The organism is Pseudoalteromonas sp. GB43, assembly GCF_054923805.1.
Window position 1 is genome coordinate 151,636 of sequence record NZ_JBPCHJ010000003.1, and the last position, 23,284, is coordinate 174,919.

General features: G+C 36.4%; 24 protein-coding genes and 1 pseudogene. 9 read left to right on the plus strand and 16 right to left on the minus strand.

What is annotated here, in order from left to right; genetic code table 11:
• Positions 1 to 11 precede the first annotated feature (11 nt).
• Positions 12 to 443 (minus strand): hypothetical protein, encoded by a 432-nt coding sequence (locus ACRWSG_RS22780; protein WP_462167644.1) that lies wholly within the window; start codon positions 441 to 443, stop codon positions 12 to 14.
• 640 nt (positions 444 to 1,083) lie between these two features.
• Here ACRWSG_RS22780 and ACRWSG_RS22785 point away from each other — a divergent pair.
• The 6 genes from ACRWSG_RS22785 to ACRWSG_RS22810 all read left to right on the plus strand — a co-directional run bounded on the left by ACRWSG_RS22785 (position 1,084) and on the right by ACRWSG_RS22810 (position 4,898).
• The gene (locus ACRWSG_RS22785) at positions 1,084 to 1,416 is read left to right on the plus strand and encodes a hypothetical protein (protein WP_036973899.1); all 333 of its coding nucleotides are present in this window, start codon (positions 1,084 to 1,086) and stop codon (positions 1,414 to 1,416) included.
• Between the two features lie 2 nt (positions 1,417 to 1,418).
• A complete protein-coding gene (locus tag ACRWSG_RS22790; RefSeq protein ID WP_462167645.1) occupies positions 1,419 to 2,072 on the plus strand; it encodes a hypothetical protein in 654 nt (217 codons plus the stop codon).
• 10 nt (positions 2,073 to 2,082) lie between these two features.
• Positions 2,083 to 3,066: a conjugal transfer protein TraF gene (gene traF, locus ACRWSG_RS22795; RefSeq protein ID WP_138602718.1), complete on the plus strand. Its 984-nt coding sequence runs from the start codon at positions 2,083 to 2,085 to the stop codon at positions 3,064 to 3,066.
• The gene (locus ACRWSG_RS22800; RefSeq protein ID WP_462167646.1) at positions 3,066 to 4,196 is read left to right on the plus strand and encodes a conjugal transfer protein TraH; all 1,131 of its coding nucleotides are present in this window, start codon (positions 3,066 to 3,068) and stop codon (positions 4,194 to 4,196) included. The genes traF and ACRWSG_RS22800 overlap by 1 nt, the downstream gene beginning before the upstream one ends.
• Before the next feature lie 47 nt (positions 4,197 to 4,243).
• Complete coding sequence (locus tag ACRWSG_RS22805) at positions 4,244 to 4,423, plus strand: hypothetical protein (protein WP_462167647.1); 180 nt, start codon at positions 4,244 to 4,246, stop codon at positions 4,421 to 4,423.
• A gap of 172 nt (positions 4,424 to 4,595) precedes the next feature.
• Positions 4,596 to 4,898, plus strand: a complete 303-nt coding sequence (locus ACRWSG_RS22810) for a hypothetical protein (protein ID WP_462167648.1) — start codon at positions 4,596 to 4,598, stop codon at positions 4,896 to 4,898.
• A 1,829-nt stretch (positions 4,899 to 6,727) separates the two neighbouring features.
• On the opposite strand, the gene ACRWSG_RS22815 is transcribed toward ACRWSG_RS22810, so the two are convergent.
• The 8 genes and pseudogenes from ACRWSG_RS22815 to ACRWSG_RS22850 all read right to left on the minus strand — a co-directional run bounded on the left by ACRWSG_RS22815 (position 6,728) and on the right by ACRWSG_RS22850 (position 13,660).
• The gene (locus ACRWSG_RS22815; protein ID WP_462167649.1) at positions 6,728 to 7,477 is read right to left on the minus strand and encodes an RES family NAD+ phosphorylase; all 750 of its coding nucleotides are present in this window, start codon (positions 7,475 to 7,477) and stop codon (positions 6,728 to 6,730) included.
• 73 nt (positions 7,478 to 7,550) lie between these two features.
• A complete protein-coding gene (locus tag ACRWSG_RS22820) occupies positions 7,551 to 7,904 on the minus strand; it encodes a DNA replication terminus site-binding protein (RefSeq protein WP_462167650.1) in 354 nt (117 codons plus the stop codon).
• The gene (locus tag ACRWSG_RS22825) at positions 7,901 to 8,413 is read right to left on the minus strand and encodes a DNA replication terminus site-binding protein (RefSeq protein WP_462167651.1); all 513 of its coding nucleotides are present in this window, start codon (positions 8,411 to 8,413) and stop codon (positions 7,901 to 7,903) included. The genes ACRWSG_RS22820 and ACRWSG_RS22825 overlap by 4 nt, the downstream gene beginning before the upstream one ends.
• Before the next feature lie 608 nt (positions 8,414 to 9,021).
• Positions 9,022 to 9,485 (minus strand): annotated as a pseudogene (locus ACRWSG_RS22830) (twin-arginine translocation signal domain-containing protein); the annotation flags it as partial.
• Positions 9,486 to 9,568: 83 nt separating this feature from the next.
• Positions 9,569 to 10,492: a GGDEF domain-containing response regulator gene (locus ACRWSG_RS22835; RefSeq protein WP_462167652.1), complete on the minus strand. Its 924-nt coding sequence runs from the start codon at positions 10,490 to 10,492 to the stop codon at positions 9,569 to 9,571.
• 63 nt (positions 10,493 to 10,555) lie between these two features.
• Positions 10,556 to 12,448: a two-component system response regulator gene (locus ACRWSG_RS22840; RefSeq protein ID WP_462167653.1), complete on the minus strand. Its 1,893-nt coding sequence runs from the start codon at positions 12,446 to 12,448 to the stop codon at positions 10,556 to 10,558.
• Positions 12,445 to 12,594: a hypothetical protein gene (locus ACRWSG_RS22845; RefSeq protein WP_462167654.1), complete on the minus strand. Its 150-nt coding sequence runs from the start codon at positions 12,592 to 12,594 to the stop codon at positions 12,445 to 12,447. The genes ACRWSG_RS22840 and ACRWSG_RS22845 overlap by 4 nt, the downstream gene beginning before the upstream one ends.
• Before the next feature lie 751 nt (positions 12,595 to 13,345).
• Positions 13,346 to 13,660, minus strand: coding sequence for a hypothetical protein (locus ACRWSG_RS22850; protein WP_462167655.1), 315 nt, complete (start codon positions 13,658 to 13,660; stop codon positions 13,346 to 13,348).
• Between the two features lie 633 nt (positions 13,661 to 14,293).
• Between ACRWSG_RS22850 and ACRWSG_RS22855 the strand changes: the two genes are divergently transcribed.
• Positions 14,294 to 14,632, plus strand: coding sequence for a hypothetical protein (locus tag ACRWSG_RS22855; RefSeq protein WP_462167656.1), 339 nt, complete (start codon positions 14,294 to 14,296; stop codon positions 14,630 to 14,632).
• Between the two features lies 1 nt (position 14,633).
• Positions 14,634 to 15,221: a hypothetical protein gene (locus ACRWSG_RS22860; protein WP_138602728.1), complete on the plus strand. Its 588-nt coding sequence runs from the start codon at positions 14,634 to 14,636 to the stop codon at positions 15,219 to 15,221.
• 47 nt (positions 15,222 to 15,268) lie between these two features.
• Here the strand turns inward: ACRWSG_RS22860 and ACRWSG_RS22865 are convergent, their stop codons facing one another.
• From ACRWSG_RS22865 to ACRWSG_RS22890, 6 genes are all read right to left on the minus strand, one after another.
• Positions 15,269 to 15,721, minus strand: coding sequence for a helix-turn-helix domain-containing protein (locus ACRWSG_RS22865; RefSeq protein WP_462167657.1), 453 nt, complete (start codon positions 15,719 to 15,721; stop codon positions 15,269 to 15,271).
• A gap of 168 nt (positions 15,722 to 15,889) precedes the next feature.
• On the minus strand, positions 15,890 to 16,885 hold the full coding sequence (locus ACRWSG_RS22870; RefSeq protein ID WP_462167658.1) for a tyrosine-type recombinase/integrase: 996 nt from the start codon (positions 16,883 to 16,885) through the stop codon (positions 15,890 to 15,892).
• 448 nt (positions 16,886 to 17,333) lie between these two features.
• On the minus strand, positions 17,334 to 17,558 hold the full coding sequence (locus ACRWSG_RS22875) for a hypothetical protein (protein WP_138602738.1): 225 nt from the start codon (positions 17,556 to 17,558) through the stop codon (positions 17,334 to 17,336).
• 138 nt (positions 17,559 to 17,696) lie between these two features.
• Positions 17,697 to 17,933, minus strand: coding sequence for a hypothetical protein (locus ACRWSG_RS22880; protein ID WP_285222107.1), 237 nt, complete (start codon positions 17,931 to 17,933; stop codon positions 17,697 to 17,699).
• Between the two features lie 1,415 nt (positions 17,934 to 19,348).
• Positions 19,349 to 19,726: a hypothetical protein gene (locus ACRWSG_RS22885; RefSeq protein ID WP_462167659.1), complete on the minus strand. Its 378-nt coding sequence runs from the start codon at positions 19,724 to 19,726 to the stop codon at positions 19,349 to 19,351.
• A gap of 350 nt (positions 19,727 to 20,076) precedes the next feature.
• The gene (locus tag ACRWSG_RS22890) at positions 20,077 to 20,499 is read right to left on the minus strand and encodes a hypothetical protein (RefSeq protein ID WP_138602603.1); all 423 of its coding nucleotides are present in this window, start codon (positions 20,497 to 20,499) and stop codon (positions 20,077 to 20,079) included.
• Positions 20,500 to 21,474: 975 nt separating this feature from the next.
• Here ACRWSG_RS22890 and ACRWSG_RS22895 point away from each other — a divergent pair.
• Entirely contained in the window at positions 21,475 to 22,422 is a 948-nt protein-coding gene (locus ACRWSG_RS22895; protein WP_462167215.1) for an IS30 family transposase, read from the plus strand.
• Position 22,423: 1 nt separating this feature from the next.
• Here the strand turns inward: ACRWSG_RS22895 and lhpI are convergent, their stop codons facing one another.
• Positions 22,424 to 23,284, minus strand: coding sequence for a bifunctional Delta(1)-pyrroline-2-carboxylate/Delta(1)-piperideine-2-carboxylate reductase (gene lhpI, locus ACRWSG_RS22900; RefSeq protein WP_462167660.1), 861 nt, complete (start codon positions 23,282 to 23,284; stop codon positions 22,424 to 22,426).

Sequence of the window (23,284 nt, forward strand, 5' to 3'; positions counted from 1 at the left end):
ACCTGTACTTATCACCCAATTGGAGAGTCAGAATCAACTCTTCCGCATCCTATAAAGTTTTCAGTGCCTACGTTATCCCTGCCATAGACTTGCACTAATTCATCATACAAAGCCTGTTGAAGATCATTGTGTAATAGTCGTACATCTATTTGCTGATTTTTCTTATAGGAGGCTTTGGAAAATGACAGTTTTGTTCTGCAACCTGGTTTGAAAACAAAAGAGGGAGTAGAAGGGTTGTCACTATTTGATGCTATCTCTATGTGAAGATACAAAGGTAGTAAGCGATCTAACACATCACAAACTCGCTGATAATCAATTCTTTCACGATTTTGTTTTTCACCTAGGAAAATAAAAGCATTAGTTTTGCACCATTCTGACTTGATTATAGTTGGCTGAAAGTCTTCACTTCTAGAGCCGTCATGCTCAACATCATAGTGCCACATGCTTAAATCGTAAAACTCAGTTCCGAATTCATTGATGTATTCATTGAATAAATTAATTTTCTCTATTAGAGCATTAAGGTTTGGATGATCTCTACTAGGGCGAAAGGAGAATGCTACTCCGTATCGAAACGAATTATTTTCAAAGCCGATGTTAAATTGAAGCTCGGCTCGACCTCCGAAATGAGCTCCCCAATCTTTTTTACTCCCCTTTGGTCAAATACATACTTTGAGGGAACTCGTGATAAAGAATGAATATTTTTCCTCAATTCTTGAAGGTTACCCAGCTCATATTCTGTGAGCATTTTATTAATTTTATTTGCAATGTGAAACAGAGATTTCATTTAAAAACCTAAAAGTTATACCTGAATTGAGTATTACATTTCGATTGTTAATGGCCAACTTTGATTTTTGATAACAGTACTCGACCTAATTATCTAATTATAAAGTGCTAGTAGTTGAGGTTGTGTTTAATTTTTAAATCATAAAGTTTATATTTATAAATAAAATAAATTTAATTAAATCAACTGTTTAAATTTTCTATAAATTTTATTGTGAAATATACACTTTGTGTAGTTGCCAGTTTAGTGACCTTTTGTTTAAAATGTAGCTTCATTGTTAATAATTTTTTATTGGTTGTGTTATGGAAAATCGAAGTCAATTTTTGGATGAAGCAATATCTATTCAAGTTAGTGCTTTGCTTCTAGTGAAACAAGCTGCAGTTGTAGATATTCAATTGGCTGCGCACCTTTTCTGTATTCAATCTGAAGCTGATGTGGTTGCTATACGTGATGCAAGTACAATGACATTGCAACGACTAGCTAGAGAAAAAACAGTTATTAACGCGGCATCGCTTGGTTTGAATGGAATTAAACAAATGCTAGATGCTATTAAAAGTGCTGAGAATAATGATTCAAAACTTGGCAAGCTTAAAAACTTAGCTGCAAGTACTTCAATCGCTGTGGTGGGGAATTAATTATGAATGCAATTAGTTCAGAACTCATAGGTTTAGTGGATGGAAGAAGTGTTTCATATAATATAACAAGAGACATTTCACTGATTGTTACGCTGATGTCTCTTAATGCAAGGCCAGCTCTTGTTGCAGAGCTCTTTCCTTATATCAAAATTGGACGCTATAAAGAAATAAAAAGGGAAGTAGACACTATTTCTTCTAAGCCATTTGAGTTCAAGAAAATTGCAAATTCGGTTGGTTATGGATGGGTTGATTCAAACCGCGAAGGCTTTTTGATAGCGAATCTGCTATTTAATGAAGCTAAAGTTCTGTACCCTAATTTTGATTTTGATAATGACAATGTTTTTGCAGATATGCTTGTTAATGTTTGTATAAGCTTTAATAAGCGCTTCCAAGATTTGGTCGACCCAATTGACATTAATCAAGTGAATTCATTGTTTTGTGGAATTTCTAAGCAGGACTTATACCCCAACAGATGCTCATGTGACCGCTTTTATTTAAGAACAACCCAAAGTTTCACTTCTTCTTGCCCTTGGTGTCGTTGTGGTGTTAATCCTAAATCAGTGAAAACAATCAAACTTAAAAAAGTAAATCTTCATCATTTCGTTCAAGAGCAATCAGTTCGAGTACAACACACGCAAGTAGCTAAAATTTCGTAGGTTGAAAGGAATGAGATTCTATTTAAGTTTAATCATTGTAGCATTGGGAGTCATGAATGCAGGTTTTGTGTCTGCTAGAAGCTCACCGTTTTCTGGAACAGAAAAACCTAGTAGAGGATGGCACTTTTACGAAGATCCTGAGCTTGTAGATGAGGAAAAGCAAGAAGTTCCAAAGGCGCAGCCTCCTTCTGCACAGCCAAATGATAAGAAACAACCAGAAATGGTTGAAATTAATTCAGCGTGGTTGAAAGAAAACCTTCCTAAATTACTCAATACAGCTATTGATGATCCTAGTACAGAGAACATTTCAAACTATTATTACGCACAGCGTTTAGCTATCGACAAAGCGAATGCATTTAGCGATCAAACAAAAGAATTCTTTATGTTTGAAGAGCAACTTTCTGAGAGTAACCGCCGACCAAATTCAAGTAATGCGTTATTTGCTCATAAAGTAAAAACAAATAAAGATAAAGCCAAAGTGTTCAATTCTTTATTTGATAAAGCTGGGCTGTGGATGTTCTATCGTTCTGACTGCCCGTATTGTCACCAACAATTTCCTGCGATGGAGTCCTTAGCTAAGATTATGGGGGTTGATGTGTTAGCAATCTCAATGGATGGCATTCTTTTAGATAAAGAGTTCCCGGGAGTTAAGCATGTGATCGACCCTAACATGACTTTGTCTCGAAAGTTTCAAGTGAACATTACCCCTACAACAATGCTTGTCTCAAATGATGGTCAGCACTTTCAAACAATTAAATATGGCATGGCATCAGGTAGTGAACTTGTTCAAAGAGCACTCTATGCAGCAAAACGGATGAACCTCATTAGTGAAGAGCAATTCGTTAAAACACAAGAAGTAAAAGATATTCTTGTGTCAAAGGAGCCTTTAGTAGTTGAAAAGCAAAAGTTAGAAGACAACCCTTCAATTCTATCTGACCTACTCAGAAAACGGCTTAATGAGATTAACCTTTCAACGACATCAAAGGCTCAGTAATGTTTAAAATTAATAAATTAAGAGTGCTAATTGCACTTAGCGCTTTGTCTCCATCAATTCATGCTTCAACTGTGATGGAAGATGTCTTTAATGAAGCTGTAACATTTCAAACGACAACTGCTACTTCATTCAGTACACCAACAAGAAACGGTATAAGTTTTGGTGGGGCTTCTTACAGAGTAAAAGGGATAAGAGCGAATGTCGTTAATTTTCAACCTCCGAAAATATCTGGAGGCTGTGGTGGCATCGACTTTTTTGCTGGAAGCTTTAGTTTAATAAACTCCGACCAATTAGTGCAAATGGGAAGGGCGATTGCACAAGGTGTACCATCATACGCCTTTAACTTGGCTTTAACTTCAGTTTGTCCCTCATGTAGTAAGTTAATGTCAGACCTTCAAACAAAACTTGATGAATTTAATCAAATGACAGCTAATGGCTGCGAAAAGGCTGTTGGATATTTGGGAGATTTGAAATTAGATGACGGCACAAATGCAGTCGATACTTTCAAGAGCTCAGTGCAGTTTGGTGCTTTAGAAGGGCTCGCAAATGATGCTTCAGGTTGGTTAACAGATAGAGGTGAGGCAAACGCTACGAAAGGCGATACAGATAATACAGCTGTTAAAGCAGAAAAAAATGGTGTCGAAGTAGAAGTTAATACAGCTCATCATATTCTAGTGAATGCAAATGTCAGTGCATATACCCATTCCTCAATCTCAGGTTTGGGTGGAGCAAACTTAAAAGACCTGATCATGTCGTTAACCGGTACAACAATTTCTAGAAAGTCTGGAAGCACAAGCTCGACCGATACCGGGATTGATGTAATAACTAAACCTGCAACTGTCTCATTAAGAGGTATTTTCGAAGAGTCTGATACAGGCTCAATTAGAGTAATGAAGTGTGAAAGCACAGATCCAAATTGTTTAAACCCTATTGAACAAACTATCTCAAGCAGAGGCTTGAAGTACATTTTTGATGATATAGCAGAAAAGCTCGTTGCCAAAATTGATAAAAGACTGAATGTAGCTCAGACGGCAGATGAAATAGCACTACAAGCTATTGCAGATTTAAATGCTACAGAGTTAGTTAGCGCTTTAAAAAGTCCTCGGTTAACGCAAAGACATTATCATTAACAGCTCAGGAAGCTGTAGCTCAGCAAATAATAACGGTACTTCAGGAAGTGCTTCATAACATCAAGTCAAATTCATCTGTAGGTGTATCACTAAAAGGGGCTGTTGCTAAACCATATATCGAATCACTGGATAAGCTCAATGATGATCTTGATAAAATGCGATACAAAATAGGTGAAGATTTGAAGTTGGTTGCTACGCCATATGCGGTTACCCAGGCAATGAAGTAATTTAAAATTAATGCTCATGTATGATTAAGTTGTTGTGTCAAAGCGCCTAAACAAACAAATATATGAAAAGTTTGTTTGTTAAGGCCTTTTTATTGAGGATTGCAAAGAGGGTACCCATTAAAAGTACGCTTAGAAAAATAGGCGAGTTAAATCAATACAGTGGAGGCGAAATATGGTGGAAACTAGGGAACTTAGAAGCTTTTGGAATATGGTGATAGTTGTTATAGGTATAATTTATCTTTTGCATACCTACCTCACAAATAGGGTTGTTGCTCTTCTCAGTGATGGTACTCCAAATACAACATTAGTTTTACGAGGCTGTACATCAGTTGAATGTCATATCAAAGGTACATTAAGAACAGATCCAATATCTTTGGAAAGCTACATTTTGAAAAGTGATGAAACAAAGCTTTATTTTAATCACGATGAAATTTCAAGTTTGTCATGGCCAGTTGTAGATGCCAATACTGAATAAGCTTTTGTAATCTTACTATTCTGGTTAGAGACAGGTTAAAAGCGCTCTAACAAGGTAATGCTAGCCGAGTTTGAATATTTTAATGATACTGTATTTTGTTTGGTGCTAAATGATCCAGTAATTCCCAGCTGGCTCTTTATTTCATTATGAGCCCATTCGATGAACTGTTTTGAACCACTACATAAGCCAATACAAAAGCATTTATTATTTCTTTGGTAATATTTTCTAACCCACTCATCACCTTCAATATAGCCTGCAATAAATGCCAGTACATTAGTTGATTGAGAGAATTAAGGTGGGCTTAGAGTTAAACTTTTCCTACGTACAATGCCAAATTGTTTTAGTGATTTAGCAATTACCTTAGAGGTAAATCTAAGTTCAACCATAACCGCGTTACTTGCAGAAAACCGGTAACTTAAGGTGTTACCAAAATCTAAATACTTAGCAAAATCTATCAAAATGGGCTCATTGTTAATGTGTTGAGAAAGGCCAATGCGTTTATCACCATCAACCCATCCATCTGCAGCAATAAAGCCAGCCCAGAACGCACTTTCAATTGATTCTTTAGAAAAACATTCATCATTTACTGAAAAGCGGCCATAAGCGAGTTTTTAACTTCAAACTTGGGATTAAATCCATCTTTACTGGCTGGAAATTGTTGAAGAAAGCTAAGGGTATTTGGGTACTCGTGGTTATCTCCTGTGCGTTTTACATGAAGATTACAATTGTATGTTTTGGGTAGCGGTGGAGACAATATAAACCCTCTTTTACTAACAATTTCTCTAAGCTTATTAAAATGAAAATATCTCTTTTCTTGTGATGTTTTTTGTAACATTCAGCGCAACCGTGGTGTTTTTGGCTAAGTATAATTTCAAAACCAGTTTGAAACTCATTACCGCAGCGACATAAAAAAGTTGGTTTTAAATCTAGTAATGCAAGTTGCTGATTAGTTACTAGTGATGTCCAGTGCTCGAGATTTACAATGCTTGGGCTTATAGATTTGGCGCACGCAGGACAATCGGTGAGGTGTTTATTGCTTCTAGGGGTTACTTTATCCTTATTTAAAAAGGGGTGAATTTTCTTGTTAATTAATAAACCGCATTTGTGCTTAAATATTGCGTAGCCTCCAACCCCTTTGTATGAATGTAGGCTATATTCCGAACCCTTGGCCAACATTAACCGTTCTTTTAATTCAATGATACTTAGTCGAGAGGACTTACCTTTTAACTTTGAATCGCAGGGGTCCTGGCAAGTAATGTGGGTATTATTCTTTAGAATGGCATGCTTAATATTACTCAGTTTATGTGAAACTTTTTTCCGCATTTCACGCCTGAGCCAAGACTTTTTGTGCATATTAGGTCAATTTTATCTTTGCTAACCAATATTAAGTTGCTTTGGTTCTCTACCTTCGCTAGATATTTATCGAACAATTTAAACAGGAATGTCTTGCTTTCAAGGATAAGATTTTGTAGTTGCTCAAGTGTGAAGCTTTTTCCAGTATCACAAAGAGGGCATGTGATTTGTTGACACTTTAAAGAGCAGTTTACTAAGCACCGGGGTTTGGATGAATATTGCAAAATACACTTAATGAGGTATTTCGACTTTCGATAATTTCATTGTCCACAGAATAAACAGTGAAACACGCTCTGTAATTGATACCTTTTTTTGGGAGTGTGACTTGCACTCGATGGCAAACCTTTTAAATAAGGAATTGAACTTGTCAATTGAAATAGGGTATCTAAACATCAATAGTTCTTACTTTATAAAAATAGCAGCTCAGTAATGGCAGGCTCTGGAGCAATCCTGAGTTTAACGAAAGTTTTTGTTTGTTACATGTAACGCTCATCACCATGGTTTACAAATGAAAAATTAATCCCATTAACTTTAAATAGATTGGATCTTATAAAATAGACACAATCCAAATCGAATAAAGCAAGATTAATCCCTTCGCTTAAAGAGCTTTTAAATGCGATTCCATCATAACCTAACGATTTTATTAACTTAGTAATAATTTGTGTAGGAGCATAGTCTGATTTTTGGTCACTATTAGTTACAGGTTCAGAGAAGGCTTTATCAATATGCTTCCAAACAGCTTCTATTTTCTTAGCATCATCAGGCTCTGCAAAGAAAAGCGGTAAAGTAACATTAGGATGTTTTGAAAAGTCGATTAGTCTAAGCTCATTTTTATTTGAAAACTTAGCAACTGAAACAGTTGAGCCTATCCAAGGGCGTATCTCAGACATAGCAGTTTCTCTCTCTGAGGCAACATATAAACAAGGAATTCCCTTGGGGTTGGCTCTACCCTCTGTGGCGCTATCTTTCAAAGGTCTCATACGGGGTTCTGGATAAGGAACAAATATATTGTCTACTTCAATATTATCCTGCATATAAGGTTTGGTGTTATGTCCCATTTGTGCTCGCCAAAGCTCTGAGCTTGGAGGGATAATCATAACTCGACTGGTGCATGTGTCCTTAATGCCTTTTAAAAAGTCCTGTAAATCACAGTCTAGAACGTATCTTGATTTATTTCTTACTGATTGACTGAATTGACTATAACTAGCCCAGGATTTAAAACTCATAAAATTCCTTCAGGTATTAGTAAGTACCCAATTTATTCAATTCACACATTAAGCGTATAACAAGTAAAAGGTCTCATTCATTCATTACATAAAGTCTCTTGATTAAGTAATTATATTGTTCAGCTTCATTTGTTGACCTGATACAACTCTTTAATGGTGAGATCTTACAAGGCTCATCACCGAATACAATGATAGGTACATGGCCATAAAACATAACCGTGTTAGTGTCATCAGTGAAAGAAACGTTAAGCTTAGGTGTAATTGGCAAAGGTCTTTTCACCTTGATAAATTGGCCAGGTTTTGATTTCACTAACTCAATTTCTTTTTCAACCCATGGCGCCCATTCAGATCTAGTTTTACCTGAAGGTGGGTTATTTTTACTGCCGGCTAAATACGTAAGAAACTCTTCTTTGTTAATAGTTCTCATACTGTTTTTGTTACACCAAGTAAAACCAACTCGTTTAACTGGTCATCAGCAACTTTGATCAGCCTGTATATTTGTAAGGTAATAGCGTTAGGGCAAATTGACTGTATTAGCTCTCGCTTTTGACCTTGATTGAGTTTGCTGCTGTTGATGAGCTCTTTTATTATCACTTTTTGTAAATTACATGCATTCACCAGCTGTGAAGCTGATTGATAATGAATTGGCGCTAATTGGATAAAGCCAGGTAGTCTAAAAGGGTATTTAGGTGAGTGGTTATAATCTGGCGTAAATCGAGCAAAAGAACCTGTTGCCATACTTAATGCAGTAAAGCCGGTATGCTTTTCAGGGGTTACTAATTCCCAGCCACTAGTATCGGACATGTCACCAGCTGAAGGTGGTAACTTATAGCATTCAGCATGAACCACCTCACATTCATGAAGGAATTGGTTAAGTACTTCAGTCGCATTAACTAATTGGTTAAATGCAAACTCAACATCATTATACAAAGACATAGGCAATTCACTTAAGCTGTTAATTTCTATACCATCATACCATTAATTGTATATAAAGCATACACCTCAGCATCTACGTCTATGTCCTTTAGTTAATTTAATTTTTCTTTTATTTATTTTTACCTTCCTGAAGTAGGTCGCAACTCAATCGGGCTGTTAAATGGCATTAAGGGTGGGTGAGTATTCATTAAAGATATTAGTATGATGGTATAGGAATGGATTTACCTGATGTAGGAGAGGAATAAAGTTCCATACTGACTGTCTTGAGAATCCTGATTTATCGATCCCATTCAAACACACTTTTGGGCAAAAGCTAGTTAGAGGCGAAGGACGGCTCTATATCATTTCATAAGGTGGTAACGCTTTTATTAGTACTCGACGCTCTAAGGCTTAAGCTGAGTTTACTTGTTAGAAATTGTACTATTTTTAACATCCTCTACTAACTTAGGAACCATTTGTTCGAGTTTAGTTGAGCGCCTATATCCAAATTACCTTTCTCTGCTATCACCTCAATATCAGAGAATAACTCTCTTAATTTGTTAGCGCTTATTTCACCACACATCTCTTTTAACGCATGCGCTATTTGAAGGACTTCTTCACTATTCCCTTGTTTGTGTTGCTCCTAACGAACCATCCGGCTGTACATAAAGAAGCTTATTTGGTGAATAGCCTGCACCTAACTTTGCATCCGGTACAATTTTGCCTGTCTTGGTAAGTGGGTTTATTTCATCCCAATAAACGAGTCTATCAACCTCGATTGTCTGAATGGCATCTGCGTGCCACAAAATATTAACAGAGTCAGACCATTGCTCATACAAATCAAAAGAACTAGGGTCTGCTGCTGCTTTTTGCAAACTGCGGCACTACCCATAGGTAAAAACTCAATGTTTATACCTAGTTCGCGCATTGCTCTTTGTTTAAGCTCTTCTTGCAACGTAACATGTGTTCCCATTACACGAAGGGTTACTTTGTTTTTTGCAAAAACACAAGGGGCTTTAAACGCAAGTGTTGATGCCGCAGCACCAACACCGAGTGTTTTTAGAAAATCTCGACGCTTTTGGGAATGTTCCATTGTATTTCTTGGTAAGTTAACAATTTCCAAAGTATAGGCTATGCTCCTGATGTTTCTACAAAAAGCAGTAAGAAAAGCCTAAATCAATCACAAAAACTAAGCCTAAAACAGTTTCGCCCATCACTTTTAGCCGCATAAAGCGCTTTATCTGCGCAATTAATTAGCTCATCAAAGCTCACCTTATTTTGATGCTCATAGATAACCCCACCGATACTGACTGTCGCGCGGCCCCAAATAGACTTAACATGCGGGATATTAATCGTCTCTAGCTCAGTTGATATACGGTCACATATGAATTTAACACCTTCGAAGTCAGTGTATGGCAGTATGATAAGAAACTCCTCGCCACCATATCGTATTGCTATATCTTGAGGTCGTTGAATAGAACGCTCAATAACATCAGCAATTAGTTTCAGGCAAGCATCTCCTTGCGGGTGCCCGTATTGATCGTTGTATAACTTAAAGAAATCTAGATCAAGCATTAGCAAACTGAACGGTTTCTTCTCTCTTGAAGTTTGTTTAAAAACATTAGCAACTTCAAGGTCTAAATAGTGCCGATTAAATAAGCCGGTCAATGGATCTTTATAGGTAAGCTCTATTAGTTTTTCTAATCGAAGCTTATTCTCTAAGTGATTTTTTGTACGATGTATCAACGTGGATGCTGTGATGGGTTTACCAATATAATCGGTAGCTCCGGCTACCCAGCATGCATTTTGACACTCTGTATCGTAAGTCGAAGTGATGAAAATTATTGGGATATTTTCGAATGTAGCTTTAGCCTTAAGTCGCCTACAAATATCCAGACCACTTATATCCGGTAAATTAATATCTAGTAAAATCAAATCTGGAAGTGAGTCCTCACAGGCTTCTAAAACAGCCTGACCAGAAGAGTATGCATCCACGGAAAAATGATCTTCTAAAATAACACCTAGACTTAACCTGACCATCTCATCGTCATCAACAATGAATACTTTACATTGTGATAATGGTTTTAAATTTAAGGACATAATATTCCTTCAGCTTTACTGGTTTGAATTAGTTTATCAGCGTTGTCGAAGCTCAATGGCTTACTAAATAAATAACCTTGGTTTATTTGACAGCCAAGCTCTTGCAATCGATTCTTTTTGCTGTAAAGTTTCAATCCCTTCAGCCACAATTTGGAACTTTAAAGAATGAGCTAGTTCAATTATAGTCGTTACAATATTGAGAGCTTGCTCATCGTTAAGCATATCGCGTACAAAAGACTGATCTATTTTTAGTACATCTATTGGGAACAATCTTAAGTATGAAAGACTGGAATATCCAGTTCCAAAGTTGTCAAGAGAAATACTGACCCCCATGCCAGAGATAAGCTTTAATTGACTTACAGTATAATCAAAGTTTTCAATCAACGCAGACTCTGTCACTTCTAACTCTAAATAACGGCTTGGTAATTGGGTTCTTTCAAGAATTTCGGCGACAGTATTTACAAGTTTAGTATCTGAGAATTGTTTAGCAGATATATTTACTGCTACTTTAATAGGTAGACCTTTATCAAGCCAAGTTTTCGCTGCAATACAGCTCTTTTCAAGAACTTGTTCTCCTAAGCGAAAAATAAGCCCCGTTTCTTCTGCATATTCAATAAAGTGAACAGGAGAAATAAAGCCACCTTGTCCATCTTTTAAACGAACTAAGCTTTCTACACCAACTAGTGTGTCAGTGTTTAAATCATATTTAGGTTGATAATGAACTTCGAGATTATTTTCATCTAATGCCTTTCTAAGTTTATTTCCAACCTCAAGACGCCTATTCATTTCAACCTGTAAATCATCACTAAAATAGAAGTAACTGTTTGCAGATTCGTTTTTTGCTTTATACATTGCAGAATATGCATGACGAAGCATTTCTTCTACACTTGAAGCGTCATCAGGGTACACACTTATACCTAAACTTGCTGAAAGAACATGCTGTTCACCACCTGACCTGAAAGGCTTACCAATAACATTAAGAACCTGATTAACCAGTGGCTCTAAACTTAAATAATTAGCCGAGTGAGAAACAACAAGTGCAAATTCATCTCCCCCAACACGTGCGACTGTAATATCGTTACATGCGAATCGGTCCAAGCTGTGACCAATATGTGCAATAATCTCATCACCGACATGATGCCCTAAGGCATCATTAATAAACTTAAACTTATCTAGATCAAGTAACATCAAGCTTAACTTAGTGCCATTAAAAGCAGCCCTAGCAATCCCCTGCGTGAGCCTATCGTGAAGTAATACTCGATTTGGTAATGATGTTAATTGGTCATGATGTGATAGATATGTCATCTGCATCGACATAGCTAAGGCTTCGCTCACATCTTGAAATACCATAACAGCGCCGCATTGATTATGGTTTTTATCAAGAATTGGAGCTGCGCTATCTTCAACTCGATGTTCAATTCCTTGCTTACTAATCAATTGCGTATTTAAAGCCATGGCGACAGGTCTATTTTCTTTTAAAGCTACAGATAAAGGATTAATGGACGGTTTTTTAGTTGTCGCGTCGCATAACTTCATGACTTCTTCAATATGGCGACCTTTTGCTGCAGTTTGTGACCACCCTATTAGCCTTTGTGCTACAGGGTTCATGTACACAATATTTGCGTTTTTATCAGTAGAAATAACTGCATCTGCAATCGAATCTATCGTAATTCTCAACTGCTCTTTTTCAGCAAATAGTTCTTCTTGTGTTTGCTGTAATACCTTTTCTTGCGTTCTGATTTTTATATGATTTTCAATACGAATTCGACAGAGTCTGAGGTTTAGCGGTTTAGAAATACAGTCTATCGCGCCTAAAGATAAGGCTTTTTCTTCAATCGCAGGATCGCTTTGAGACGTAATAACAACAGTTCTAGTTTGTGCCAAAGTAGGCTTTTGCTGTATCACTTCTAAAATGTCAAAACCACTGACTTTAGGCATTTCTAAATCAAGAATCAAAATGTCTGGTTTAATTTTTCAATAAGCAGTATTGCTTCAGAGCTATTGTTAGAAGTTGAAATATCTCCAATTCCTTCTAAAGCATGCTCCAGTTGTAAGGTATTAATTTCTTCATCATCAATGATTAGAACACTGCAATTGTCCATTTAAATTTCCTACAATACTTTGAACCTACTAACAATAACGCTAAAACAGTATATTTGCGACACACTTTTTCATTAGTCTTAAAATATTTTTTTAGTTTTCTAAGTAGTTTTTTAGATTGATTTACTTTGCCCGAAAAACAGCACATTCAGAGAATAAGAAAATAATAAAGTCGCATTCACCTTCAACAACTTCTAACTTAGAGCTAAAGAAATTAAAGAAAGAAGCAGATTTCACAAAGTCTTCGCTCAAAACAGAGCTAAACAATATTTAGGTTAACTCCTTTTAGGGCATAACGTTTTATAAATGGCAGCGTACTCTGTGTGATTCAAGCTAAAAATTAAGTATGAAACTTTGTTCTACTCACATATCTGCTTTTTATTAAATTCGTAATACAGTCATAATTTTACAGGTGACATTTCATCTGAAGGTCGATTTCGAGGGGGTGGACTCGAAGGCCTTAGATGGGGTAATTGAATTATTAATGGCAAAGGCAGTTTGATACTTTTAAAAGGGGCAGAGTAATATTAAAAAAGCGCTAAAGAAAGAGTTTTATCTGAGCCAATATTTTTTACAAAACTAGATTCTTTATCTAATGTATTTAGGCTCGAAAAATACTTCAGCAAAACAATGAACTTTGTTTTTATCTTATTTAAAGCTTTTGGCTACATCAGCCCCTAGACCTCCAGCACCATTAAAGCCAATTTCTATAACGTAATACTCTTTCATCTTTACCGTCTTATTTTAGGTTAATCACTTTTTTATTATTGAACCACAAAGATGGCCATCACGCTCAGAGTAAGAAAATTTAAAATATTGAAACTCAGTAGATACCACTTTTATATTCTCAAGTTCAGCTGAGTAAGTGTCATTCAATAGTTTTTCCTCTCCACTTATAGTGTTTAAGGCCGTATACGTAGTAAACAAATCCACTTTTATTTGCTTTTCGATTGCAGCTCTATCATATGATAATGGATAACATGCAGTATTATCCCCATGGATAATTGCTGTAGCTTCGCTAGATAAGCACGCTAAGATTATTGATATTAGTGCTGTACTATTTTGCATTGAAAGTCTTCCACATCGAGCATTTAAATCTAAGGCTATCACACTCTTTAAATCACGCTATTTTCCAGAATTAAACAATTTAACTGGGCCGAAACAGACAGTTCCTTGCTTTGAGCTCAATAGAATCAATATCAAAGTAATGATTAAGGGAGTGTAAAATTCAAGCGGCAAAGTCATACCGTATCGAAAGTATGAATTCAAGCTGCAACTTACAATAGATAATGAAATACAAAGTGAAATGTAAAATATCCCCCGTACTGGGCTTTGCTTTTTTTTAATGAGTAACATTTGAACCTCCAATTAACATCACTCAATGATAAATTTCAATGGAACATATTAAGTCTGTTTTTAATTAAAATTTCACTTTTTAAGCCAAATGGATTTGAAAGTTTGTAAGCTTGCTGAGAAAAGACTGCCAGAAATTATAACTTTAATGAAGCTAATGGCGTTTTTAGTGCTATTTTCGCCACACTATGACTCCTTCTCATCTAAACAGATGTAAATTTTTCTCCTCAAATACGCAGGCAAAAGATAACTGTTGGTCATATAAAAGCAATAATAAAGGACTATTGCTGGTAAACTCTCAGTACATTATTATGAAATTCGATGTAGTAGTTAGAGTTGGATGTTTGTATGGGAGCTTCGCCTATAGCCTTAATGAGCTTATTATTCTGCTTCATATTTTGGGTGATTTCTTTAGCTGTATTCTTAAAGCGTGAATTTATTCGTTCTCTTGCAATAGCGCAGCGCGTTAGAAAGTTGGTTCAAGAGTCGATTCAACTGGAGGTCTACATGAAAGGACTGCCAGTTAATGATGAGCGTTCTGCTGTCTTCCGTAGAATTCAAGAAATTAAAGCTGAACTTGCTGGAATAGAAGGCTTTCCTCAAAAGAGTAGTATTACCCCTGCCTATACATCCAAGATAGAGCTCAAAAATGTTGTTAATTTAGCCAGCTACAAACGCAGAGCTTAATATGGAACATATAAATGCATTTGTAGTTTCTTATAACAAGTTATTTACTGCAGGAGCTAGTGACTTCTTTTTTAAATACTTGATGAGCTTTTCAGGCTTACTTTTTATGGTTTTCTGCCTAACTATCATTAAAGCCTACTTCAAAAAAACATCATTCTCACACATGTGTTTAGTAACATTCGTTACAATATCCTATTTATCAACAGATTACTTAATGGCTTTAGAGTACTTAAGAGAAGCGGGTGGTTTTATAGATGGTATAGTCAATATGTATTTGATGTTCTCTCTTTTTGATAGCATTACAGCGCTTATCATTGCCTTACTGTTTCCTTTTATAAGAAAGGGTAAAGGATACTCAGATGGTTCAGTAATCACAATGTGTATCTTTTTGATAAATTCAGTCTTGCACCTAATTTTGATGTTAAATTATATTACGCAAAATTCCCTTAACCCTTTTTTAGGCTTTTTTTACTCTATTACTGTAAATATAAACGACTTGATATTACTTTGTGCATTTCTAGCACCAACTTTTATTACCAAAGTAAAACTTCTTTTTACGGAAAAATTTCTTTTACGCCAGTCGGATTAAAAATGGCCAAGGTCTTTCTGGTCATTTTCTTGCTAATTTGATTTTGCCTAGGCTGATTTGGAGGGTTTGGCTTTAATTGTTAAAGCACCTTCTAATGACGTTTTAATCTTCTTAATAATTGTTGGAACAAAAGTAGGGTCAATAATTCCGTAATCAGCACTTTCTTCTAACGAACTTGCAACTACTTTATTTACAGTTTCAAGAAGCTCTTCAGGTCTAACATCTTCTAGACTTGTGTTTTCATTTATGTTCAGAAGAAGGTAGTCTAGGCTTACATTTTTTTTAATCGCAGTAGTTAAAATAAAATCCCATGGCATAGAAGGGCGGCTCAACCACATTTTCATAGTGCTCGCATTATGCCCTAAAGCTCGACGTCCATTCTCATCTTCAATTTCATGTAGCTCATCAACACCCCACACCTGTTTGCATCGTTCTAAAACTTGCGAGACGTATTTTTTCTTTGAGTCATCATCTAGATTTTTAAAGTATGTATCAGCCATGTTTGGTTGTTCTTATAGAATCACTAACTTATATTCTAACAAAAAAAGATAAATTTAAAATGAACAAATAAAATCATGTTGTTCCTTGTCACATCTTGTTATGTAATAAAATCCTATATATCAGTAAATTGCAGCCAATACAGACAACAAAGAACAAAATATTTGAGATTAAAACAAATTATTCAACACATCCTCAAATGCCTTTGAATCTTCATCTACAATATACATTGCAGTTGTAACTTCTTTAGAGTGGCCAAGAAGTTTACTAATTCTGCTTATCTTAACGCCTTTTTCATCGAGCCAAGTCGCGTATGATCGCCTTAGAGAATGGGGAGCAACAGTGTTATATTTTTTACAAAGTTCATAAATAGCGCTGCCAGTTAAAGGGTTACTATTTTCAACATCAATGTTTCCACTACGTGGCACTTTGACAAATAACGGACCTGGCTTTATACCTCGAACGTTCAACCAGTCTTCTAAAGCAATTTTTGTAACAGGGTGGATCGCAACATATCTTTCCTTATTACCTTTACCAATAATCTTCAAATACTGAGTATTTACTGTAACTCTATCTTCGTTACTAAGCTCTAAGACTAATGATGAAATATCTATTGTGACCAACTCACTTCTTCTTAACCCGGTACCAATTAAAATATGAAAAAGCGCCAAATCTCTAAGCATTTTATTTCTATTAGTTGGGTTTGAGCTTGCTATTCTCTCCAAAAGCCCTTGGAAACTAGAACGAGAAATTACCTGATGTTTTTTAATTCTAGAGCCGGTTTCTCCTTTCACTTTTAGAATACCATCTAGCTGCAATCTAGAAATCTGTCCTAACAAATAGGCATGCTCACATACACCCTTTACAACGGATACATATAATGAAATCGTTTTTGGAGATAGTTCCTTGGCTTTTAGGTTATGGATAAGGCTATTTAAATCAGTTGAAGTAATTTCTGCCCAATTAATTTCATAAAAATCTGCGTAGCCAGTATGTTTTGCAATTGCTTGCAAGCATCGAGTGACGGTCTCTTTGGATGTATCCGCCGCCAAAGAGTTAACATAATTGAATATCGGACATTTAGGGTTTACATAAATCTCATTTAATTTTTGACTAACCTTGGTAGCCAGTAATTGAGACTGTTTTAAATCGATAATCTTTTCCAATCTGCTGTTCATAATTTAAATTCATACGAATACATAAGTACTGTGCATTTATACACCTTAAGCTAACTTGTGTAAATGCCCATTTATGCAATTAATATGTTATGTTAAATCAACTGTAAAATAGAATCTTGGGAAATTAGACTCTATTAATTAAAAAGATTTATCTAGGTACAAGGGGATGTTTTAGTTCCTAAGTGAGAGTTATTAGTAAGAGCATATTAACTTTCGAATCGGGAGATTAGTCCGATACTAACCAGTGTCGGACTTAAGCAACTGATTTACAAGGATTACTTAAAGCTGCCAACTTTACTTGATAAGAAAAAAAAGGCAATTATAAATTCACCAACCACTACAGCGAACAGCCATTTTATATTTTCTGTATCAAATTTAATGAAGTCCAAAAGAAATATAATTACTCCAATTAAAAACCAAATTAAGAACTGAGTTTTCATAATTCCCTCTCTAATTCATGAGCATCTTTGGCTTGAGCAATCATTTCAAGAGCGTCATTAATTTCGGTTAAAGTTTCTTTATCTATTAACGTTATTCGATCTAAATCTATTTTTCCCGGGTTGGATATCCAAGAGACATCATACTTAGCAAGCAATAATGATTGAGCAGACTTTAAGTTTTTCTCTGCTTCAGCAAAGCCTTTTGACAAATTTAGTTCCATATTAAATCCTTAGCTGAGCATGTTTCTTAAACACATCACCTGTTTTTGGGTTTATAAATAGGACGTTCATTTCAGCTAAAGATTCTAAAGTGAAATCAGGATTGTTTTTTAGAATTGCGTTTCTTACATCTTCATTTTTTAAAAATACATCGCAGGAATTGTGAATTGGTTTAAATTCATGGGCTCTACGATTGGCGTTTTTCCTAATTCAGAAATGATATCCATTGCCGATTTCAGCTCCGAGAAAATAGCAAAACCAATGTCATTCATCTCTTGTTTACTGGTCCCAACCCCATTTTTAATTAGCTCTGGATAAGGCATTAAAAATACATTTAAAGCCTTTTGAATTTGATTTTTAATATCTTTCAATGACATATGTAAAATACCAAGGTCGAATAACTACTTATAATTTACAGCTTGTTTCTAATTAAAAGGCGGGAAAAAGAGCAAATTTTAAATTTAATCTATTTTTTAAAATGTTTCTGGTCGAAGTGTTTTTAAACCAAGTCCAATTTTTAAAATTGGACTTGGCGAAAGGCGTTATGGTGAAACTGATTCGGTTTTGGTGCACTCCTCCCCTTCTAGGTTCCAACCTGTAGGGCAAGTATTGATACTTGGAACTTCTTCAGTTTTACTACACTGATCCCCTGATAAAATATAATCTGTTGGGCAAGAGTAAGTTACAGCGGTAGATGTGGAGCTAACGCAGCTAGTGCTACTTAGTGAGCCACCAGCCGGACATGAGTAAACTAAACTCGCATTCTCTCTCTTATTACATTTCGACCCTGACAAACTATATTGTGACGGGCAAGAGTATGTCACAGCGGTAGATGTGGAGCTAACGCAGTCGGTGCCATTTAGTGAACCACCAGCCGAACATGAGTAAATCAAATTCTCTGAAATCTTTTGATAACATAATGTACCATTTAGAGAGTAACCGCTATCACAGTAGTATATTTCGTTTGTTTCTTCTAGCCTCGTACACCCTCCAGGACCTAAACTATATCCAGATGGGCACTTAAGAGTAATTGGTGTGTTTTCGGTCTTAACACACTTAACTTTTGAAGCTGAAAAGATATCATTTGAATCTTCTCTATAAGTCACAATGCTATAACCCGCGTCGCATTTATTCTTAACTGGCTGTGGATACATCCCCCAACCTACATCATCACAGCTTGTTTTGTCACTATTGAGTTGCCAACGAGGTTCATCACAATAAGGTATCGCGGCTCTTTCTGACGTTCTAGTACAAACCCCTTCGTCCAATAAGTAGCTAGTAGGACATGATTGAATTACGTTTGAAGTTGTCAATATCATGCATTTGTTATTTGTCAGGGTAGAACCTGCAGGACATGACGTGTTTGCATTTTTTTGAATATCTTTAAAACAGCTGCTTCCTGAGCGCGTATATCCAGCCGGGCATGATGAACTTGCTGGCGAGCTAGATGAACCTAGACATAAACCGTTTGAGTATGTGGTACCAGGTGGGCAATTCTTAGTAGCGTCAATTTGAATATCTTTATAACAGTTGCTTCCTGAGCGCGTATATCCAGCCGGGCATGATGAACTTGCTGGCGAGCTAGATGAACCCATACATACACCATTTGAATACGCTGTACCTGCAGGGCAGTTCTTAGTGGCGTCTACTGTGTATGTTTTAGAACAATCACCCGAATTGAGACTGTACAAATAACCTGATGGACATACTTTAATTGCTGGTTGAGTCGTGGTTCTGTAACACATTCCGCCAGATAAAATGTAGCCTTCAGGACATGTTGCCCCTTTGACACTTAGAGTGATGGTATAATTTGCAGCTCCTGATGATCCAACTTCCCTGGGTAAATTGGAATATCTAGACCGCCAGCTGAGTTAACAGCCTTATCAAATTGAACAATTTGCCCTTTTGTTACAGTAATTCCATTTACAACAACAGAGCTTGGTGCGTCACTATGTAACTTAAATGTAATCTGCTGTTCACCAAAAGCCTTATTTCCCTCCAAGGTATACAATGTTGGTACCTTTATTATTGTAAACGGCTCATCCGTTTTACTACTTAGTAAGCTTTTAGAAGACAAGGTGTTTACAGGATCAACATGTACTGTGGTTTCAGCTTTAGTGCTTAAAGATATATATACCAAGGCTAGTAGTAATAGTTTACGAAATAGCATTTTAGAACCCAAAGTAAGTTGTTATTCTAAATAGAATTCCTTTTTGAATTTGGTACAAATTTGAAAATCTATTAAGTTGAGATTATTAATTTACTTGAAATGGATTTCAGAAATGCCTGAAAAAAATCTATTTTTGACAGATAATTTAGGGAAAGTGGAGTTAGTTTTTACGGCTGAAGGTTTGGTTTTCCGATTCTCGAACCAAAATAGTGGCTCTGCTAGGTGACAAAACTCCGACATGACATACTACCATTAACAGTCTAAGTATTAACTACAACTCCATTGCGTGCTTGAAATAAAAACAGATTTGAAAAAAGACTGATGATTAATACTAATAACAGCTAAAATCTTTACTCAGTTTTTCCAGTTAAGAAATGAACCCAACCTTTCCATTCACTTTTGTAATGAAGATTTGGATTTGATGGTATATTAGCAGGCCTACCACCCTCTTTACTCAACTCCCTAAATTGCGTCATCGTCTCAACACCCAATGTCCGAGCAATTCGACAAGCTTCATGAAACTCAACGAATCGCCCACAACCAGGTGAGTTTTTAGGAGCTAAAACTTCTGACCATTTACAGCCATATACATTAGGTGGGCGCTTAGGCATAGACTCTGGAAATTCATCACCTTCACTGGCCTCAAGCCATTCTTTAATTGAGGATAACTTTTTCTCTCGAGCATATCTTGCTGCTTCTGTAATTGATACGTATTTATCTTGGGACATTTGTTTAAAGTGTCTTACACAGAATTTTTTTAATTCTACGATCAATTTTTAAAATTTTAAACATTATGAATTTCTAAATTACTAACAACTTTAGCTATACTAAGTATTTAGACTTGTAATGGTGCTATTCAACTGGCATAGCTCATTACTATTCAGAAAACAAGCAACACTTCTTTCAAGTATGAGAAGCTGAGTAGACATGCATTAACTGATAATTATTAGCATCTTTCCAACTAATTTTGCCATTTCTATTATATCCACTAACGCAGTTCATCATCACGAATTTTAATGCGGCAGTATGAAAGCCATACTCTAACAATTCTCATTTGAGATGAAAGTATGTTGACATCTACAATTATACACTCAACCAACCACCTAACTTAGACATTACAATTTAATTAGAAGTTAAAAAACTTGAAGCTATAAAAATAATGCCCGAAAAAAGCCAAACTCCACAGTATTTCACCCAGCAATTACTATTAAGATAAGTGACATTAGGATTGTTAGAGTCAATTAAAATTGTACAATCAATCCCATTTTTAAACTGGGCTATAAGCTGCTGATCAAAAGCAACAAAAACACTATAAAAATTACCTTTGAATTTATAGCTGACTAACATCCTCTTGTAGTGCAAAAGCTCTAAATTGCGCACGTTATTATCAATTACATTGTTAATGTTTACAATTTTACAAACTCGCCAATGTTGCTTATCATAACGAATCCTGAGCCATCTTATAAATGTTAGTAAGCTCAACATAACGAAACAAAGCCCTAATAATAAAAGTAATAAGCTACTCATTTTTTTAATGACTTATAAATATAATGGGCAGTTATAAGAATCACTTAACGCTGTGCCAACAGACTTAAATACTGTTATATCGGATTCACATTTTCTCTCATAGTTATTTTTTTTAGCCCCGAATTCAGATAATAAGTGCACCACTCATGGTTAAACGGTGAGAAGAGATCAACTGCCTGTTGGTGGTACTCTGTAATCGCCAAAAAACAAGAGTAGATACCATGAGTTACAAGCAGTTGATCGAAGGGCAAAGATACCAGATTGAGGCCTACTTACGCGAGGGTTTTAGCTATCGAGAGATAGGGAAAAGGCTAAAAGTGAGCCACAGCACTATAAGTCGTGAAGTTAGGCGCAATAGTACTCGAAGTCATTACTTGCCTGAGGTTGCACATTCAAAGGCATGTAAACGAAAACATCTAGCTGCCAAGTATTCCATGCCAGCACTTACAATTGCGTTCGTTGAGTTTGGATTGGAGCAAAAATGGAGCCCTGAGCAGGTTGCGGGTGTAAGCAAAATTATCGGGCATCCTGTGAGTCATGAATGGATTTATGGCTATATTCAAAAAGATAAATTGAGTGGTGGCAAGCTATACAAACATCTGCGACAAGGGCACAGACGTTATCGTAAAGGCAGCCGAAGCAAACGTGTCATCATCCCAAATCGTGTTGGCATTGAACATAGACCTGCGATTGTTGACACTAAGACACGATTTGGTGATTGGGAAGCGGATACAGTACTTGGCAAGCATGGTACGGGAGCAATCGTTAGTTTAGTCGAGCGTACAAGTAAGTTTTACCTGATACGCAAAGTGCCAGCAAAAAGTGCAGCGCAAGTGAGCAGAGCAATGATAGGTATGCTGTGGCGCTATCGACGCCATGTTCATACGATAACCGCAGACAACGGGAGTGAGTTTTGTGAACATGAGCATGTTTCAGACAAGCTAAAAACCGACATCTACTTTGCTAACCCCTACTCATCATGGGAAAGAGGGTTAAATGAGAACTTTAATGGCTTGTTGCGTCAATATATTCGCAAAGGCACTGATTTACGAACGGTGACAGATAAGCAAATTGCGCACATAGAAAAGGCGCTCAATGCGAGTTCGAGAAAATGTCTAGGGTTTAGGCAACCAGCGGTAATATTCGATGAATTACGCAAAGCAGCCTAATTTAGCGAGTGGTGCACTTCGGACTTGAATTCGCGGCTAAATCCGCAAGCTCGCCGGATATATTAGCTTCATCAAAAACTCCCTCAGAAATAGGAATCAACAATTCACCAGCTTCAGCAAGAACATTCTCCTTGCTATCTACATATACCTTACTTTGTGCGATAGTAACACTGTCACATTCGCGCGAGTCGCAGCGATGATTACCAATCAAATCAACATGCGTACCAGGCTTTAACCAACCACCTTTAAATAATGGCGTTGGTGAACCTGTTGCGCAGCTGATCACATCGGCACTTTTAATAACTTTTTCACAACTTTGTCCGATAACAAACTCAATATCAGTAAATGCACGCTGTAAGCTATTGTGTAAAACAGCAACTTTATCTTGATTACGCCCAATTAACGTTACACATTTAAAATCGCGCACACTCAAGTGTGCTCGAACCATATACTCAGCTAAATTGCCGCTGCCAAAAAACACTAAATGCTGGCTATCTTTTCGCGATAAATAGTAGCTTGCCAAAGCAGATACTACAGCTGTGCGCCAAAGTGTTACACGTGTACCATCAACTAGAGCAAGAGGTTCACCATGAGCACGAGAGAACAGCATTATTTTTGAATAAAGTGACGCATACTCACTATCAGTATTACTTGGAAAGTAGGTAAATGCCTTTACTCCAATAACCTGTTCATTCCATGCTGGTAATACGGCAAATGCGTCATGGTTTGTGTCTGTTTTATCTAACTCATACACATGACGCTTGGGCATAGTAAACTGCTGAGCAAATCCTTTTTGTAAAGCAATGCGAAGCGAGTCAAAATCTAGGACAACATCAATTTGCGTTTGATCTATTACTTTCAT